Source organism: Burkholderia sp. BCC0506, assembly GCF_902833145.1.
In the GTDB taxonomy this organism is placed as follows: Bacteria; Pseudomonadota; Gammaproteobacteria; order Burkholderiales; family Burkholderiaceae; genus Burkholderia.
In genome coordinates this window covers 72975-90667 of sequence record NZ_CADFEN010000002.1, presented here as the reverse complement: position 1 = coordinate 90667, position 17693 = coordinate 72975, and the positions used below count along the sequence as shown (strand labels likewise).

At 67.9% G+C, this 17693-nt stretch carries 16 protein-coding genes; 1 reads left to right on the top strand and 15 read right to left on the bottom strand.

What is annotated here, in order from left to right; genetic code table 11:
• Positions 1–11: 11 nt before the first annotated feature.
• The 4 genes from HWX62_RS04500 to HWX62_RS04485 all read right to left on the bottom strand — a co-directional run bounded on the left by HWX62_RS04500 (position 12) and on the right by HWX62_RS04485 (position 3332).
• Complete coding sequence (locus HWX62_RS04500) at positions 12–770, bottom strand: glucose 1-dehydrogenase (protein WP_175930352.1); 759 nt, start codon at positions 768–770, stop codon at positions 12–14.
• 5 nt (positions 771–775) lie between these two features.
• Entirely contained in the window at positions 776–1540 is a 765-nt protein-coding gene (locus HWX62_RS04495; RefSeq protein ID WP_175930353.1) for an SDR family oxidoreductase, read from the bottom strand.
• Between the two features lie 66 nt (positions 1541–1606).
• On the bottom strand, positions 1607–2638 hold the full coding sequence (locus HWX62_RS04490) for a phosphotransferase (RefSeq protein WP_175930354.1): 1032 nt from the start codon (positions 2636–2638) through the stop codon (positions 1607–1609).
• A 19-nt stretch (positions 2639–2657) separates the two neighbouring features.
• A complete protein-coding gene (locus HWX62_RS04485; protein ID WP_175930355.1) occupies positions 2658–3332 on the bottom strand; it encodes a histidine phosphatase family protein in 675 nt (224 codons plus the stop codon).
• Between the two features lie 202 nt (positions 3333–3534).
• Here HWX62_RS04485 and HWX62_RS04480 point away from each other — a divergent pair, with 202 nt between their 5' ends.
• Entirely contained in the window at positions 3535–3690 is a 156-nt protein-coding gene (locus HWX62_RS04480) for a DUF3309 family protein (protein ID WP_006483086.1), read from the top strand.
• A 136-nt stretch (positions 3691–3826) separates the two neighbouring features.
• Here the strand turns inward: HWX62_RS04480 and HWX62_RS04475 are convergent, their stop codons facing one another.
• The 11 genes from HWX62_RS04475 to HWX62_RS04425 form a co-directional block, all read right to left on the bottom strand.
• The gene (locus HWX62_RS04475; protein WP_175930356.1) at positions 3827–5116 is read right to left on the bottom strand and encodes an acyl-CoA dehydrogenase family protein; all 1290 of its coding nucleotides are present in this window, start codon (positions 5114–5116) and stop codon (positions 3827–3829) included.
• Positions 5117–5289: 173 nt separating this feature from the next.
• Positions 5290–5964, bottom strand: a complete 675-nt coding sequence (locus tag HWX62_RS04470) for a TetR/AcrR family transcriptional regulator (protein ID WP_175930357.1) — start codon at positions 5962–5964, stop codon at positions 5290–5292.
• Positions 5965–6131: 167 nt separating this feature from the next.
• On the bottom strand, positions 6132–7616 hold the full coding sequence (locus HWX62_RS04465; protein WP_175930358.1) for an FAD-dependent oxidoreductase: 1485 nt from the start codon (positions 7614–7616) through the stop codon (positions 6132–6134).
• 11 nt (positions 7617–7627) lie between these two features.
• The gene (locus HWX62_RS04460; RefSeq protein ID WP_175930359.1) at positions 7628–8869 is read right to left on the bottom strand and encodes a thiolase family protein; all 1242 of its coding nucleotides are present in this window, start codon (positions 8867–8869) and stop codon (positions 7628–7630) included.
• A gap of 25 nt (positions 8870–8894) precedes the next feature.
• A complete protein-coding gene (locus tag HWX62_RS04455; protein WP_175930360.1) occupies positions 8895–10448 on the bottom strand; it encodes an AMP-binding protein in 1554 nt (517 codons plus the stop codon).
• 42 nt (positions 10449–10490) lie between these two features.
• The gene (locus tag HWX62_RS04450) at positions 10491–11621 is read right to left on the bottom strand and encodes a DUF5938 domain-containing protein (protein ID WP_175930361.1); all 1131 of its coding nucleotides are present in this window, start codon (positions 11619–11621) and stop codon (positions 10491–10493) included.
• A gap of 173 nt (positions 11622–11794) precedes the next feature.
• Entirely contained in the window at positions 11795–12466 is a 672-nt protein-coding gene (locus HWX62_RS04445) for a c-type cytochrome (protein ID WP_175930362.1), read from the bottom strand.
• Entirely contained in the window at positions 12467–13945 is a 1479-nt protein-coding gene (locus HWX62_RS04440) for an FAD-dependent oxidoreductase (protein WP_175930363.1), read from the bottom strand.
• Between the two features lie 43 nt (positions 13946–13988).
• Positions 13989–14957 carry a YCF48-related protein gene (locus tag HWX62_RS04435; RefSeq protein WP_175930364.1) on the bottom strand — a complete coding sequence of 323 codons (969 nt, stop codon included), beginning with the start codon at positions 14955–14957 and terminating at the stop codon, positions 13989–13991.
• A 31-nt stretch (positions 14958–14988) separates the two neighbouring features.
• On the bottom strand, positions 14989–15273 hold the full coding sequence (locus tag HWX62_RS04430) for a hypothetical protein (protein ID WP_175930365.1): 285 nt from the start codon (positions 15271–15273) through the stop codon (positions 14989–14991).
• 31 nt (positions 15274–15304) lie between these two features.
• A complete protein-coding gene (locus HWX62_RS04425; RefSeq protein WP_175930366.1) occupies positions 15305–17665 on the bottom strand; it encodes an efflux RND transporter permease subunit in 2361 nt (786 codons plus the stop codon).
• Positions 17666–17693 lie beyond the last annotated feature (28 nt).

Here is a 17693-nt window from a genome sequence, read left to right as displayed (position 1 = left end):
GTTCGTTCGGTTCAGAAGGCCGAGACGCCGCCGTCGACGGCGACGGCCTGCCCGGTCAGATAAGTGTTTTCCTTCGCGCACAGCGTCAGCATCGTCGCGACGATTTCGTCGGGGCGGCCGAGCCGCTTCATCGGCGAGCCCTGCGCCAGAAAATCCTGGCGGTCGCCGATCTCGCTGTCGGTGACCATCGGGGTCGTGCTGTAGAACGGGCACACCGCGTTCACGCGGATGCCGTGGCGCGCGTATTCGAGCGCGGCCGTCTTCGTGAGCCCGACCACCGCATGTTTCGATGCCGCGTACGCGGCCAGCTTCGGCGCGCCGCCGAGCCCGGCCATCGACGCGACGTTCAGGATCACGCCTTCGCGCTGCGCGAGCATCTGGCGGATCTGGTGCTTCATCCCGAAGAACACGCCCTTCGCGTTCACCGCGAAGCTCAGGTCGAGATCGGCTTCGTCGGTGTCGATCAGCGCCTTCATCGGCGGGGCGATGCCCGCGTTGTTGATGCCGACGTCGAGCCGCCCGAAGCGCGCGACGGCTTCCTGCACCAGCGCTGCGACGTCCGTTTCGACGCGCACGTCGCAGCACTGCGCGATCACGTCCGCGCCGGCCGCGCGCAGCGGCGCGGCCACGCGTTCGAGCGCGTCGGCGTTCAGGTCGCCGAGCGCGAGCCGCGCGCCCATCGCCGCGAGTTCGCTCGCGAGCAGCGCGCCGAAGCCGCTCGCGCCGCCGGTGATCATCACGGCCTGGCCGGCGTAGCTGTCGAGTTTCATCGCGCTCAGATCGTCAGCCCGCCGTCGACGACGATGCATTCGCCGTTCGTGTAGCTCGCCGCATCCGACACGAGATACAGCACGGTGCCGGCCATCTCGCGCGGCTCCGCGTGACGACGCAGCGGGATCTTCGCCTTCCACGTCTCGTAGATGTCCTTGTCGGCGAACAGCGCGCCGGCGAACTTCGTCTTCGTGAGGCCCGGCAGCAGCGCGTTCACGCGGATGCCGAACGGCCCGCATTCCTTCGCGAACGCCTTCGTCATGTTGACGACGGCTGCCTTCGTGATCGAGTAGATGCCTTGCCGGTCGCCCGGCTGCAGCGCGTTCACCGACGCGGTGTTGACGATCGCGCCGCCGCCGTGCGCCTTCATCAGCTTGCCGGCCTCGACCGACATGAAGAAGTAACCGCGGATGTTCACGTCGACGGTCTTCTCGTACGCGGCGAGATCGGTATCGAGGATGTGCCCGAAATACGGGTTCGCGGCCGCGTTGTTCACGAGGATGTCGAGGCGGCCGTGCTTGCCGCGGATGTGCTCGAACGTCGCGGCGATATCTTCCAGACGCCCGACGTGGCACGCCAGCGCCTCCGCGCGGCCGCCCGCGGCGACGATCGCGTCGGCCACGGCCTGGCAGTCGTCGAGCTTGCGGCTCGACACGATCACGTGTGCGCCCTGCTCCGCGAGCAGCTTCGCGATTTCCTCGCCGATGCCGCGGCTCGCGCCCGTCACCAGTGCGATCTTGCCCGTCAGGTCGAACAGGTTCGTTGCCATGTTGCTGTGCTCCTCCATTGATTGAGTTGTCGTGTCCCCGCGCGATCGTTGCGATTCGCGGCGATATCAGCGATGCGCGTCGATCACGCCGACGGCGAGCTCCGCCAGCCGGCCGGCCATTTCGCCGACGCGCAGCGCCTGCTCGCTCGATGCGTTGCCCTGCAGCGCGCGCGCCTTCACGCCCTGCGCGATCGCGGCGAGCCGGAAAAAGCTGAACGCGAGATAGAAATGCCAGTCGCGAATCGGTTCGATCCCGCGCAGTTCGCAATAGCGCGCGACGATCGCCGCTTCGTCGGGAATGCCGAGTTCATCGCGATCCTGACCGGCGAGCCCGCGCACCTGCCCGCCCGACGGCAGCCGCAGGCACATGCAGAAATACGCGAGATCGGCGAGCGGGTTGCCGAGCGTCGACAGCTCCCAGTCGAGCACGGCCTGCACGCGATAGCCGTCGCGCGCGAACATCAGGTTGTCGATCCGGAAATCGCCGTGCACCAGCGCCGGCCGGCCCGTATCCTCGGGGCACGCTTTCGGCAGCCAGTCGATCAGCGTCTCCATCGCGTCGAGGCGCCCCGTTTCGGCCGCGCGATACTGCTTCGTCCACACGCCGATCTGGCGCTCGAAGTAGTTGCCGGGGCGGCCGTAGTCGGCAAGGCCCACCGCGTCGACATCGACGTCGTGCAGCGCGGCCATCGTCTGCAGCAGCGCGTCGTAGCAGGTCGCGCGCTCGGCCTTCGGCAGTTCCGGCAGCGCGGGATCCCAGAAGATCCGGCCATCCTCGAAACTCATCACGTAGAACAGGCTGCCGATCACGTCGCGGTCCTCGCAGAGGTTATACGGGCGCGCGACCGGCACCGCGGTGCCCGACAGCGCGGTGAGCACGCGAAATTCGCGGTCGACCGCGTGCGCGGATTTCAGCAGTTCGCCCGGCGGCTGGCGGCGCAGCACGTAGCGGCCGCTCTTCGCATTCAGCAGGAAAGTCGGGTTCGACTGGCCGCCGGCAAACTTCTCCGTGTCGAGCGGGCCTTCGAAGCCCGGCACGTGCGTTTCCAGATAGCGCGTGAGGCGGGCTACGTCGAGTTGCTGGGAAGGGTTCGTCATCGTCGCGATCGTTCGTGGGTCAGCCGTAGGTGCGCAGCGCGTGTCGTTCGGGATCCTCCAGATGCGGGATGCCGTTGAACGACGCGAGGTGGAACGCCTCGGCGTTGAAGAAAAACTGCGAAAGACTGCTGTTGCGGATCTGCAGGTTCAACGCGATCGCGCTCGACGGCGGCGCCGCGAGCACCTGCTGCACGGTGACCGCGATCGGGCCGCCGGAGCTCACCGCCAGCACGCGCTGGCCGTCGCCTGCGCGGATCGCCGCGCGGGCGTCGGCCACGCGTTGCTGGAAACGGGCCCAGGTCTCGGGGGCCGCATCGCCGAGCTTGTCCTCGGTCCACAGCTGCAGCACCTGCCGGAGCGCGCGGAAATGCTCCTTCATCGAGCCGGCCGCGAGCCGCGCGATCTCCGGGTAGTCGCTGGCGGCTGCCGCGAACAGCCCGTGGAAATCGTATTCGTTCAGGCCCGGATGGCGATCGACCGCGACGCCTTCGCGGCCCATCCCGCGCAGGATCGCGGCGACCGTCTGCGCATGGCGGTTCATCGTGCCGCAGATCACGCGGTCGAACGCCAGGCCCTGCCGCGCGAAATATTCGCCGAGCCAGACGCCCTGCTGGTCGCCCGTCGCGGAAAGCCGGTCGTAGTCGTCGGTGCCGAACGATGCCTGTCCGTGCCGTACCAGAAAGAGTTCAGCCATTGCGCCCGCCCGAGGGAAAACGATGGCCCAGCATAGCGACCGTGCGTACATTTTTGAAATTTATTTTCTGAATCAATCGGTATTCATCCCGTGAATTCAGGCGATTCAGACGATGCGCTTGCACCTCCTTTCATCGGCGCCCCGCCGCGGCACATGAATTGCGTCAGCGCACTCCGTGTCGAATCAATCCAGGAGGGATGCGATGCTCGGTACGATCCTCATCATCGTTCTGATTCTGCTGCTCATCGGCGCATTTCCTGCATGGCCGCATAGCCGAAGCTGGGGCTACTGGCCATCGGGAACCGTCGGTCTGATCGTCGTCATTGTCGTGATACTGGTGCTGCTCGGTCGCATCTGAGGAGGGAACGCGCGTGCCGCTGCATGGGCACGCGCGTTCAGCTCCGGCGTTCCGGTATCGCCGCCTTGACCTCGGCCATGTCTTCTTTACACACGAAAGTAAGCCGTAACGGAAAACGCGCCCGCGCGGCCCGCGCTCACTCCCGCGTCCAGCCGTTCTCGTAAAGCTTCCCGGCCAGCACACCGAGGCGCGACGCGAGAATGTAGTTCTCGCCGTCCTCGATCAGCGCCGAGCGCACGTCGCGGAACAGCTTCTCGATCGGGAATTCGCGCGTGGTGCCGTTGCCGCCGAACAGCTGGAACGCCTCGTGCGTGATCTTCATCGCTTCCTCGGTCACGCTCACCTTCGCCTGCGCGGTCGCGTACGGATGGCTTTGCGGCGACATCCGCGAGAACGCGAGGCTGCGGCGCGCGATCGCGCGCGCCATCTCGAGCCGGCGCAGCATCTCGCCGATGCGCAGGTGCGTCATCTGGTGATCCATCAGCAGCGCGCCGCCCTGCTTGCGCTCGTGGCAATACGCGAGCGCCAGTTCGAACGCGGCGCGCGCCGCACCGACGAACACCTGGCACATGTGCGTGCCCGCATACGACCACGTCGACGCCAGGTTGCCGAGATAGTCGTCCTTCAGCGCGACCGCGAAGCGCTTCGGCACCTTCACGTTGTCGAAATAGATCTCGCCCTGCGGCAGCGAGCGCTGGCCGATCTTGTCGAGCGGCTTGCCGCGCGACACGCCGGGCAGATCGAGCGGCAGGATCATCGCGATGCCGTTCGTGAACGCGCTGCGCTCGCCTTCGCCGTAGAAGCCGTCGCCGTAGTCGGCCGCCATGTACGCGAGCGCGACCTGCGCGACCGAACCGTTCGAGATCCAAGCCGAGCTTTGCCCGTTGATCACGATCTCGTCGGCGCCGACCTTCGCGGTCACGTTGCCGACCGGCTGGCGGCCGTGCGCGCCGAGTTCCTGCCGATACAGGATCGCCGCGTCCGAGCCGCGATCGGGCTGCGTGTTCATCCAGCAGCCGACCTTGCCCGCGCACATCTCGATCAGTTCGGCGTTGCCGACCGTGTGCGCCATCATCAGCGGCATCGTGGCCGCGCCGATCGACACGGCAAGGCCCGAATCGCCCCAGCCGAGTTCCTCGCCGATCAGCGATTCGATGCGCACGGCCGTCTCCGGCGGAAACTGCGCGATCAGTTGCGGATCGAGCCCGAGCTTCGCGCTCTCGACGATCGCGGCCCAGTACGGCGAGCCCGGTGCGATCACGTCCTCCGGCGTCATCCGGTCGAGCTCGCGCCCGATCGGCCGCAGCACGTCGCGCGCAAAGCGATGAACCGTGTGCTGGATCGCGCTTTCCTCTTCGCTCAGCGGCGTCTCGAAGCCGGTCATGCCGACCACGGGCAGCGCCGCGGACTTGTTCAGACGAATCATCTCCGTTCTCCTCCTGGACTCGAATCATGTCGGCCCGGCAGCGGACGCGCCCGGCCATCCCACATCTAGTAATACATACCAAACATAGGTCATCATGACAAACACAGGAAGCAAAAAAAAGACAGGGTATTCCCCTGTCTCGGTTCGCGTGGCCGCCGCGGCGGATCGCGCCGCTATTTACCCGCGGGCGCCGTCAGCGTGCCGAAGGCGATCGCGCGCGACGTCGCGATGAAATACGCATCGAGCGCCTGCGTGTGCCGGCCGGTGCCGTACTGCATCGCGAGGCCGTCGGCCAGCGCGATCAGCATCGTCGCCGCATGCCGGCTGTCGGCCGCGCTGAACGCCGGATTGACGGCGCGCAGCAGTTGCGCGAGGTCGCGCGTGAGCGTCGTGTACCACTCGTCGTACAGCTTGAAGCATTCGGCATCGGTGGCCGCGAACGACAGCAAATGCCGGAACAGTGCGTTGTACTTGGCATCCTTCGCGTCGGAGATCGAGCGCTGCATGATCTCCTCGAACACGTCGCGCGGCGACGCTTCGCTGCTCATCGCACGCTTCATGTCGTCGAGATAGCTGTCGATGACCGGCTCGATCACGGCCCGCAACACGGCGATCCGGGTCGGGAAGTAGTACTGCAGATTGCTGACGCTGATGCCCGCGGCCGCGGCAACCGCGCGCTGCGAGAATTCGAGCGGGCCGCCTTCGAGCAGCAGCTTGCGCGCGACGCGAATGATCGTGTTGCGCGTGCGCAGGCCTTGCGCCCGCAAGCCGTCGGTATTGCCCGCTGCGGCGGTGGCAGTCGAAGTGCGCCGCTTTCTCGTGCTGCGCGGCTCGTTGGACACTGTCATCGTGTTCGTCGTGAAAATGGCGTTTCGGCTTCGTCGAATGGACGCTCCGCACCTTACGGAGCGCCAACGACTATACCCGATGCGCGCTTCATTTTCCATCGAGCCGCCCTTCCACCGGGCGGGCCAGCCGGATGCGCGTTCGCGCGTCGCGACGATCGCGTGCGCCGCTACACCGGCCGCACCTTTCGGTTCACGCGTTCGTCGAGCAGGTTCGCGACGCCGAGCATCGCGGTCATCGCACACCATCGCAGCGGCTCGGGCGGCACCGACGGCGTCTTGTGCGTCAACGCGTCGAGCAGCGGCGACCGTCCGTCGTGAATGCGCTCGGCCAGCACGCGCCCGATCAGCGATTGCGTGCCGACGCCGTGCCCCGAACACCCGGCCGTGTAGAACACGTTGCCGTGTGCGCCGGCCGCGCCGACCACCGGCAACGCATCGCCCGCGAACGAGATGTAGCCGCTCCAGCAGGCGCGCACCGGCACGTCGCCGAGTGACGGAAAACGCGCGCGCAACGTCTTCAGCAGCGCGCGATACGCGTCGTCGTCCGGCACGTTCGGCGTCTGCGAGCCGTACACGTAATGCAGCCGCTTGGTCGTCAGCAGCAGCGTGTTGCGCGCGGTCAGGCGGTGGCTCTCCATCGTCAGGTGCGACGTGACGATGCCCTCCCGGTTCGGCCAGCCGAGCGCCGCGAGCTGCGCGTCGGACAGCGGCTCGGTTTCGAGCGCCGACACGCGCAGCGGCATCACCTTGTCGCCGAGCAGCCCGAGTTGCGGCGTGTACGCATTGGTCGCGAGCACCAGCACCGGCGCACTCGCGCTGCCGCGCGCGGTGCGCACGCGCACCGTCTTACCCGCGTCGAAATCGAGCAGCGCGGTGTTTTCGTAAAGCTTCACACCGGCCGCGAGCGCCGCGCGCCGCAAGCCGGTCACGTACTTGCCCGGATCGAGCGTGCCGCCGCCCGGCACGTATGCGCCGAACAGGAACGCCGGCGGAATCCCGCGTTCGCGCATCGCCGCGCCATCGAGGAACTCGGCGGGCGAGCCGAGCTCGATGCCGGTGGCCATGCTCTCGCGCAGGCGCTTCTCCTGCGACGGATGCACGCCCGCGCGAATGATGCCCGACGCGCGGTAGTCGCAGTCGATCGCGTACTCGGCGAGCTTGCGTTCGACGTACGCGACGCCTTCGTCGTAGAAGCCGACGATCCGCTTCGCCTGTTCGTGGCCGACCCGCTTGAGAAACAGCTCGTATTCGAGCCCCTGGCCGCCGGCAAGATAGCCGGCGTTGCGCCCGCTCGCACCGAAGCCCGCGAACTCGCGTTCGAGCACGACGACGCTTGCGCCGCGCGCGGCCAGTTCCAGCGCGGTGGACAGGCCGGCAAAGCCCGCGCCGACGACGATCGCGTCCGCCTGCACGTCGCCTTCGAGCGCCGGTTGCGCATGCTCGGGCGGCTCGATCCATCCGCCGACGGGACGATACTTCCGCAACGCGGCGTCGGTGCGAATTTCCTCGCCCCAGCGCGCGAGCGGCCCGGCCGCCTCGGCGCCCGCCGCCTGCATCGCCGCCGCCGCGCCGACCCCACCCGGCGCCTGTCGCATCGCCTGCCCTGCCGGCGCTACTTGCCCGCGCGCCATCGCGCCGTGTGTGTCGCCCATGTCCGCCTCCGTCAGTCCCTGCTGAGAATGTGAATCGCCAGCGCTGCCTCTTCGACGCCCTGCAAGCCGCCGCCGTTCTCCTGGATCGCATGACGCGCGCCGTCCACCTGCCGCGCGCCCGCTTCGCCGCGCAACTGCGTGACCAGCTCGTACAGTTGCCCGATACCGGTCGCGCCGAGCGGATGGCCCTTCGATTCGAGGCCGCCCGACGTGTTGATCGGGATGCGCCCGCCGAGCGTGAACTCGCCGCGCTCGGCGGCCGGCCCGCCTTCGCCGAGCGGCACGAAGCCGAGGTTCTCGGCCTGGATGATCTCGCCCATCGCCGATGCGTCGTGCACTTCGGCCACGTCCATGTCCTCCGGCCCCACGCCCGCCAGCTCGTACGCCTGCAGCGCGGCGAGCCGGCCGATGTGCTTGTGCGGCTCGTCGATGCGCCGCCGCGTGAAGCTGCGGATCACGCTCGCGGCGATCCGGATGCAGCGGCTGCGATCGGCGCCGATGCGTTCCAGCCCTTCCTCCGTGCAGAGGATCGCGGCCGCCGCGCCGTCCGACAGCGGCGCGCACATCGGCAACGTGATCGGATACGTGATCGGCGCGGCCGCCAGCACCTCGTCGATCGTGAACGGCTGGCGGAACTGCGAGTACGGGTTGTGCACCGAATGCCCGTGGTTCTTCGCCGACACGGCGGCAATCTGCCGCTGGGTCGTGCCGTACGTGTGCATGTGATGCCGGCACATCGCCGCGTAGATCTTCATGAAGCGGCTGTACGGGCGGTCGGATTCCGAGCCGGGCGGCGGCTCGATCCCTTCGCCGAGCCGCGCGAGCGTCGCGAAATTCTCGTCGACGCGCGACACGTCCCAGCCGGCTTCGAACAGCGCGAACGATTTCGCCTTGTCCGCGACGTTCATCTTTTCCGCACCGAGGGCGAGCGCGACGTCGCATGCGCCCGACTGCAACTGCCGCACGGCGAGGTGCACGGCCGTGCTGCCGGACGCGCACGCGTTCTCGACGTTGAACACCGGAATGCCCTCGATGCCGATCTTGCTGAACACGACCTGGCCGGGGATCGACAATTGCCCCTGCAGCGCGCCGTTGGTGATGCCCGCGTAGAACGCGGCGCGGATCGCATCGGCGTGGCAGCCGGCGTCCCGCAATGCGCGCTGCAGCGCCTCTCTCGCCAGATCGTCGAGGCTGCGATCGAGATGCCGGCCGAACACGGTCATCGCGATGCCGGCGATGTAGATGTTGCTCATCGTATGGAATCCGTATGAAGCAGGTTCAGATCCTGCGTTGCCGACCCTGCCAGTATTGTTCGCGCAGGTCCTTCTTCAGCACCTTGCCGGCCGTGCTGCGCGGCAGCGCGGCGACGAAGTCCACGCTCTTGGGCGCCTTCACCGAGCCCAGCTTCTCCTTGCACAGCGCGACGAGTTCTTCCGCGCTCACCTGCTGGCCGGCATTGAGCTCGACCACGGCCTTCACCGCCTCGCCCCATTTGTCGTCGGGCACGCCGATCACCGCGCAGTCCTGCACGGCGGGGTGCGCCCAGATCACCTGCTCGATCTCGCTCGGATAGACGTTGAAGCCGCCGCTGATGATCATGTCCTTCTTGCGGTCGGTGATGTGCAGATAGCCGTCTTGATCGAGATGACCGATGTCGCCGGTATGCAGCCAGCCGTCGACGATGGTTTCGGCCGTCTTGTCCGGCGCGCGGTAGTAGCCCTTCATCACGAGGTCGCCGCGCACGCAGATCTCGCCGGTCTCGCCCTGCTTCAGCAGCTCGCCGCGCTCGCCGACGATCTCGACGCGCACCAGCGGGTTCGGGCGGCCGACCGACGCGAGCCGCGTGTCGGATGCGAGCTTGCCGTCGACGAAGTGCTCGGCCGGCGTCAGGTACGAGATCGACGCGGGCGCCTCGGTCTGCCCGTAGCCGCCCGTCATCACCGGGCCGAACACGTCGATCGCGCGCTTGAGCTTCTCGACCGACATCGGCGCGGCGCCGTACAGGAAGTAGCGCAGCGACGAGAAATCGACCTGCTCGATGCCGGGGATGTCGAGCAGCCGGTAGATCACGGTCGGCGGCAGGAAGAACTCGGTCACGCGATGCTTGACGATCGCGCCGAGCAACAGCGCCGGGTCGGGTTTCGGCAGCACGACCACCGTGCCGCCGCGCGCGGTGCACGGCAGCGACATCATGCCGGCCGTGTGCGTCATCGGCGCCGCGGCGAGATTGACCGGGCGCGCATCGCCGTACGTCATCGCGATCATGAATTGCGCGAAGTACGTCTGCAGCGAACGGTGCGTGTTCATCACGCCCTTCGGCGCGCCCGTCGTGCCGCCCGTGGCCGACAGCGCGACGACGTCGTCCATCGCGTAATCGACGACCGGCGGCGTCGCCGGCTGGTGCTCGCTCCACGATGCCAGCGACGGCGCCCACGGCAGGTCGGCGTCGAGACACACCCACAGCCGGATCTTCGGCAGGCTGGGCCGCAGCGCGTCGATCGCGGCCGCGAACGCCTGATGGAAAAACAGCACTTCGCAGTCGAACGCATCGAGCACGTATTGATTCTCGGCCACCGCGTTGCGGCCGTTCACCGGGATGTACGCGAGCCCCGCGCGCCACATGCCGAGCGCGCAGCTCCAGCCGATCACGTCGTTGTCGGCCCACACCGCCGCCTTCGCTTCCTTCGCGAAGCCGGCGGCGAGCAAGCCGTTGGCGATGCGGCACGACAGCTCGCCGATCTCCTGGAACGTGTAGTTGCGCTCGTCCTGGATGTACGCGATGCCGTCGGGATTGAGCCGCCAGCCGCGGTCGTAGAAATCGATAATGGCCATGTCACAAGTTCCGTTGGGTCTGGTCCGGTGCGGCGGCGGCCGTCACAGTTGCGTGACGGTGGCGCGCGCGAGCCCGCGCTGTTCGAGGAAGCCGAGCAGGTAGCGATGGCCGAATGCCTTCGAGCCGGACGCGAAGCCCGTGCGCGCGGTCTCGCCGTCGAGCAGCTTGAGCGCGCCGGCCGCGTGAATCGCGCCCGTCGAGATGTACGGCGTGACACCGTGCACGGTCGCGCGCACCGCCGCGAGCTGGCCGCGGCCGATCGCGAAGTCGACGCTGCGCTGGATCGTCGTGCGCTCGCGCGGCGGCATCGTCGGCGTGGTGGACGCGACGACCTGCTTCAGCACTTCGTCCTGCTGCTCGCGCGGCAGGTGCTTGTATTCGGCTTCCCACTTCTGCCCGAACTGGTGCACCAGCTTCATCACGTTGTTGTCGTAGAAGCCCACGCACGAGATGCAGCTGCGCACGCGCGCATCGTGCTCGAAGTAGACCGGCAGCGACGTGCCGCCCCACGGCAGGCAGAACACCGGCTGCATCAGCTCGGGCGTCGCGACGGTGAACGATGCGTCCGCGGCGTGCGGCACGAGCGCCTTCTCCCACAGGTAGCAGGACTCGTGGCGCGCGCCGTCGAAGATCGTCGCGGTCGAGCCGATGCTCACGCCGGCCGCGCCGCGCGGGCCGCGCGTCAGCGTGGCCGTCTCCAGCGCGTCGATGCCCGGCGTTTCGAGCGCGAGCTCGGCGGCGATCTCCGCGAACGTGTACATGTACGCGTTCGACGACGACACCAGCAGGCCGGCCTGGCGGTACTGCTCGCCGAACTGGTCGCGCACCGCACGGATATACGACTGTTCGCCGGTCGTATCGAGGTGGTGACAGCCGGCCTTCAGCGCGGCCTCGACGCCGACGAGCCCGAAGCTCGAGAACGGCCCGACCGTGTTGCACACCACCTTCGCACCGCGGAACGCCTTCACGAGCGCATCGACGTCGTGCTCGGCTTCGATGATTTCGTATTGCGCGGATTCGAGCCGCACGACGCGCTGCGCCATCATTTCCTTCGCGCGGCCCGCATTGCGCGCGACCGCCGTGAACGGGATGTTCTGGTCGATCAGCCAGTCCATGATCAACATGCCGGTGTAACCGCTTGCGCCATAAACGACGACGGGGTGCTTAGCCATGCTTGTCTCCTGAAACGTGAATTGTCGGGAACCGGTTCGGTTCGAGGTCGGGTACTGCAACTTCGTATCCGGCGTGTTCTTTTGTAGAACACATTACCAATCTTAGGTCACTATGACAAAGTAAACGGTAAAGAAAAAGGCAGGGTATTCCCGGCCCTGACGCCTTTCGCGCATCATCTGGCCGCCCCGTCCGGCGACAGGCCGGCCAGATAGTGCGCAACGGCACGCGTGTCGTCGCCCGACAACGTCGCGGCCAACGCGTTCATCGCGCCGGTCGGATCGTGCCGCTCGCCCGAGCGGAACGCCGCCAGCTGCGCTTCCAGGTAAAGCTGCCCCTGGCCGGCGAGGCGCGGCGCCGGATCCTTGCCCGTCAGCGCCGCGCCGTGACATGCGCTGCAGCTTCGCGCCGCCACGAGCGCCATGCCCCGCTTGTCGAGCGCCGCGTCGGCCGGCACGGCCTCGTTGCGCGCCGGCGCCTGTCGCGCGAAATAGGTCGCCAGCGCGGCGATCCTCGCGTCGTCGAGTTCGCGCGAAAGCGGCCCCATGTAGGCGTTGCGGCGCTGATCCGTGGCGAACGCGCGCAGTTGCGCGGCGATATACGTGGCCGGCTGGCCCGACAGCGACGGATACCACGCGTTCTGCGACTGCCCGTGCGCGCCATGGCAGAAGAAGCACGTCTCCTGCGGCTGCGGCCACGCGCCGCCGTTGCCCTTGTCGGCTTCGCCGATCGCGGCCATCGCCTTCTGGTAACGCATGCCGTCGACGAGATCGGGCCCGTACAGCACGCCTGCCGCGACGCCAGCCGCCAACACCAGTGCCGCGCCGATCATCCAGGTTCGTTTCATTCAGGCCTCCCCGCCGCGGCCGGCCAGCTTGCCGAGCGCCTGCAACGCCGCGCGATGCCCGGAGCGCACCGCGCCGTCCATCGCACCGGGCCACAGGTCGGCCGTCTCGGTGCCCGACCAGATCAGCCGGCCGGCCTCCGGGCGCAGGAACTTGCCCCATTTCGTCCAGAAGCCGGGCGGCAACGGGTGGATGCACTGCAGCGTCCACGGATCGACGCGGCCCCAGTCGTAGTCGTGGAACTGCGTCGGGTGCAGCGCCTTGTCGCCGAGCGCACGCGCGAAGATGGCCGACAGCGTCCGTTCGGCGGCCTTCGGCTCGGCCGGCAGCGCGCCCGGCGCGACGAACGCGGCGAGCACGCCGACCGAGCCGTCCGGCGGCGAGTTGTCGTACGCCATGAACACCGGACCGCCGACCTCGAAGATCTGTCCGTTGTAGCCGTCGTCGCGCCAGAACGGCCGGTCGTACACGTGCACCGTCTTGCGCATCGGCGCATTCGCCGGCCAGTTGCGCTGCAACTGCGCGCGGCCGTCCGGCAGCGGCGGATCGAACGCGATCTGCTGGCACAGCGCCGGATTGAGCGCGACGATCACGCGCCGCGCGCGCAGCACGCCGCGATCGGTCTGCACGTCGACGACGTCGCGATCCCAGCCCGAGATCTTGCGCACCGGGCAGGACAGTTGCACCTTCGCGCCGAGTTCGCGCGCCATCCGCAGGCTCAGCACCTGCGAGCCGCCGACGAAGCGCGTTTCCTGTGCGCCGCCCTTGATCGATTCCAGCTTCGCGTAGTCGCAATCGGCACTGTTGATCACCGACAGGTAGTGCAGCAGCCCGAGCTGCGCCGGTGCGCCGCCGAGCGACAGCTTCGCCGCGAGGCCGAGGAAGTAGCCGTCTTCATAAGTCACGCCCTGCTTGAGCAGCCAGTCGCCGTAGGTCAGCTTGTCGAGCTCCGCCGCGTGCTGCGCGGTCCACGGTTCGCGCGACGGCACGCCGCGCGCGAGCGCGCCGAGCTTCGCGCCGATCGCGTCGTCGCCGCCCGAGCCGCCGTGGAAATCCTGGGCGACGCGCGCGTCGCCGGCCAGCACGACCGTCTTGCCCGCGTAATACGTCGGGAACGTATCGACCCCGAGTTCGCGCGCGAGATCGGCGATCGCCGTCTGCCCCGGCCCGATCCACTGGCCGCCGGCTTCGGACACCACACCGTTGCCGAGGTCGTGGTTGTAAGTGCGCCCGCCGACGCGATCGCGCGCCTCGACCACGACGAACGATTCGCATCCGGCGCGCTTCAGGTCGCGCGCGGCGGTCAGCCCCGCGAGCCCCGCGCCGATGATGACGACGTCGAACACGCCACGATCGGCGGATGCCGACGCCGCGCCTTCGGCGAACGACACCTCGCCGGTGGCGAGCGACGCGGCACCCGCGGCCGCGGCGCGCAATATCCGCCGCCGGGCCTGCATGTCCGGCTTGTGCTTGCGCTTCATGTCAAGTGCTCCATGCTTCCTCGTTTTTCTCGATGAATTCAACTCACGGCGCGGCCAGCACGCCGTCCTGCGAAAACAGCACCGGCTTGCCACGCGCGTCGATCAGCGCGGCGGTGAGCGTCGCGCGATCCGCGCGCTGCACGATGTCGAACGGGCCGCCGGCCACGCGCTGCGTCAACACGAGGCCGTCCAGCCCGACGCCGGTCAGCCCGCCGCCGCTCGCGACGAGATCGGTGATCGAGCTGCGCGTCCCGGTGTGCAGTGCGGCCCATGTCGTGCCGCCGTCGCGGCTCTCGAACAGGCTGCCGAGCAGCCCGCCGACCACGATCCGGCCGTCCGGCATCGCGACGCCCGACCACAACGTGCCCTTGCCGCCCGTCGGCAGATAGGTCCAGTTCGCGCCGCCGTCGGCCGACTTGAGCACCATCCCCTGTTCCGAGACGATGTAGCGCGCCTGCGTGGCGTCGGCGAACACGTGATAGAGATTGCGGTCGGCCTTGCCGCCGCCCGGCGGCTTCGGCAGCGTCGTGCGCGTCCAGGTCTTGCCGCCGTCGTGCGTCTGCAGCATCAGCGACCACAGGCCGACGGCAATGCCGTCCCGCGCGTTCGTGAACAGCACCGAAAACAGCGGCTGGTCGACCGACGTATCGAGCCGCTGCGTGACCCACGTGTCGCCGCCGTCGTCGGTCGCGAGAATCGCGCCCCACTGGCCGACGGCCCAGCCGTGCTTCGCATCCGCGAACGAGACGGCCGACAGCGTCGCCGCTACCGGCACGCGTCGCGCCTGCCGCCACGTCTTGCCGTCGTCGTCGGACAGCAGCACGATGCCGTGCTCGCCGACCGCGACGATCCGCGATCCGGCGCGCGCCGCGTCCATCAGCATCCGGTGCGCCGGCTCGGCCCATGCATGCGCGGGCTTCGCGGCCCAGGCGGCCACCGTGCCGTCCTGCGGTTGCGCGAAGGCCGCCGCGGCGGCGCACAGCGCGGTACAGGCAACGAGCGTCTTGATCATGGAAAAACCTCCGTAGTGGTATGCGCGGGCATCAGTGGCTGAACAGCACCGACCAGCCGGCGTGCGCGACGCCGAGCGCGACGACGGGCGGCTTGTCGGCGCCCTGCGCGGCTGCCGCCCCGCGTCCGGCGTCGCCGTCGTTCGACGGCGGGGCCACGGCCGGTTCGTCGCCCGTGGCGTGGCGCACACTGACGCGTTTCACGTCGGTCGCGAACGCGTGGGCCGGCGCGGACTGCTGCGCGACCGTTTCATGAAAGCGTGTGTAGGCGCCGGCCAAGAGGCAAAGTGCGCCGCACACAGCGAAGGTCTTGACCATGACTGGATCTCCGTCGGAACGTTCGTCGGCTTCAGTGGCTGAACAGGCCCGGCGCGCGAGCCGGCTTGCGGCGCGGGAACCAGCGCTCCAGTACCGAGGCCAGCGCGGGCAACGCCGTCATCGCCATCACCAGGTTCACGATGAACATGAACGCGAGCAGCTTGCCCATGTCGGCCTGAAACTTGAGCGCGGAGAAGCTCCACGTCGCGACGCCGATCGCCAGCGTGATCGCGGTGAAGATCGTGGCCACGCCCACTTCGAGCATCGCGTGCTGCACGGCCTTCACGATGTCCTGCCCGCCGGCGAGGTGTACCTGCAGCCGGTTGTAGATGTAGAACGCGTAATCGACGCCGATACCCACCGCCAGCACCATCACCGGCAACGTCGCCACCGTCAGCCCGATCTGCAGTTCCTTCATGAACCCGTAGCCGATGAAGGTCGCGACCGACAGCGGCACGCAACAGGCGAGCATCGCGCGCCAGTCCCGATACGCGACGAACACGAGGATCAGGATCGCCGCATACACGTAGAGCATCATCGGCAGCTCGCTCTTCTCGACTTCGTCGTTCGTCGCGGCGAGCACGCCCGCGTTGCCCGCGGCCAGGCGCACCGTGATGCCGGGGAACGGATGCGACGCGCGGTATTGCTTCACGTCGTCGAGGATGCGGTTGATCGTCGTCGCCTTGTGGTCGGTCAGGAACAGGTGCACCGCCGTCATCCCGCAGTCTCGGCTCATGAAGCCCTTCACGCGCGACACGTCCACCGACACCGCGCCGTAGTTCTCGGGGTCGATCGGCACGACGTTCATCTTCGGGAAGTCCTCGTTGTAGCCCTGGTTGTACGCGCGCAGCATCGCCGAGTACGACTGCACCGACACGACGCCCGGCTCGGTCTTCATCGCGGCCGAAAAGTCGTCCTCGTACAGCCCGACCGCCGGGTTGTTGCACGCCTTGCCCGTCGATTCGATCGCGACCGTCAGCCAGTCGAGGCCCATGTCGTAGTTGCCGGCGATCGACGTCGCGTCGCGATTGAAGCGCGCGTCCGCGCGCAGCTCCGGCGCGCCCGGCTGCAGCGTGCCGATCACGCGGTCGCGGCTTTGCCATGCGGCGAGTGCGAAGATCGCCACCGTCAGCGCGACGGTGAGGCCTGCATACTTCGGTTCCGCCACGCGGGCGAGTACGCGAAGCGGCTTCGCACGCTGCTGCGCGCGCTTCAGCGAGTCGTCCGCATAGGTTTTCGTGAAGTCGAAGCACGATGCCGCGACGGGCAGCAGAATCAGGTTCGTCACGATCTTGTACGCGACGCCGAGCGAGGCGGTGATCGCCAGCTCGCGCACCATCGGGATCGGGATCAGCAGCAGCGTGATGAACGACACGAACGCGGTAATCAGCGCGAGCACGCCGGGGATCAGCAAGCCGCTGAAGCTGTGACGCGCCGCATCGAACGAACTCTGCCCGTGCGCGATCTCGCGGACGATGAAGTTCACCTGCTGCACGCCATGCGACACGCCGATCGCGAACACCAGGAACGGCACGAGCACCGCGAGCGGATCGAGGCCGAAGCCGAGCAGCTTCAGGGTGCCGAACTGCCATACGAGCGACGTCAGCGAGCATGCGACCAGCAGCACCGTGAAGCGCACCGAATGGCAGTACCAGTACACGGCGAGCGTCGTCAGCAGCAGTGCGACCGCGCAGAAGCCGAGCACGGCCGTCGCGCCGTCCGCGATATCGCCGATCTGCTTGGCGAAGCCGATGATCTGGATCTCGTAGCCGTCGTCCTCGAACGGCTTGCGGATCTTGTCTTCGAGCAGGTGATTGAACGCCACGTAGTCGAGCACCTTGCCGGCGCTGTCGCGCTCGTTCAGCTCGGCCGTGATCATCGCGCTGTCCTCGCCGTGCGACACGAGCGTGCCGACGTAGCCGCCGAGCGTCGTCGCACGGCGAATGCGCTGCACGCGTTCCGGCGTCAACTGGTCGGGCGTGATCGTGCCGGGAATGATCGGCTCGGCGCGAAACCCTTCCTCGGTCACTTCGTTGACGAACGCGTTCGGCGTCCACAACGAGCGCACGCCGATCCGGTCGACGTTCGGCAGGTACGTGACGGCCTGCGTGACGTCGTACAGCCGCGTCAGCCCTTCCTTCGACCAGATCGATCCGTGCTTCGCGCGCACGACGACCGTGATCCGGTTCGCGCCCAGCAGGTCGTTCCGGTATTGCTGGAACGTGCGGATGTACTCGTGCCCGATCGGCATCTGCTTTTCGAAGCCGGCATCCATGCGCAGTTGCACGGCGAACACGGCCATCGCGACGGTGAACAACGCGATCGCCGCGAGCACGATCGCGCGGTGACCGAAGAAAAGCCTTTCCAGGCGACTGACCAGACGATTGAGCACGACGTTACCCCTTCATGTATTCCGGTGG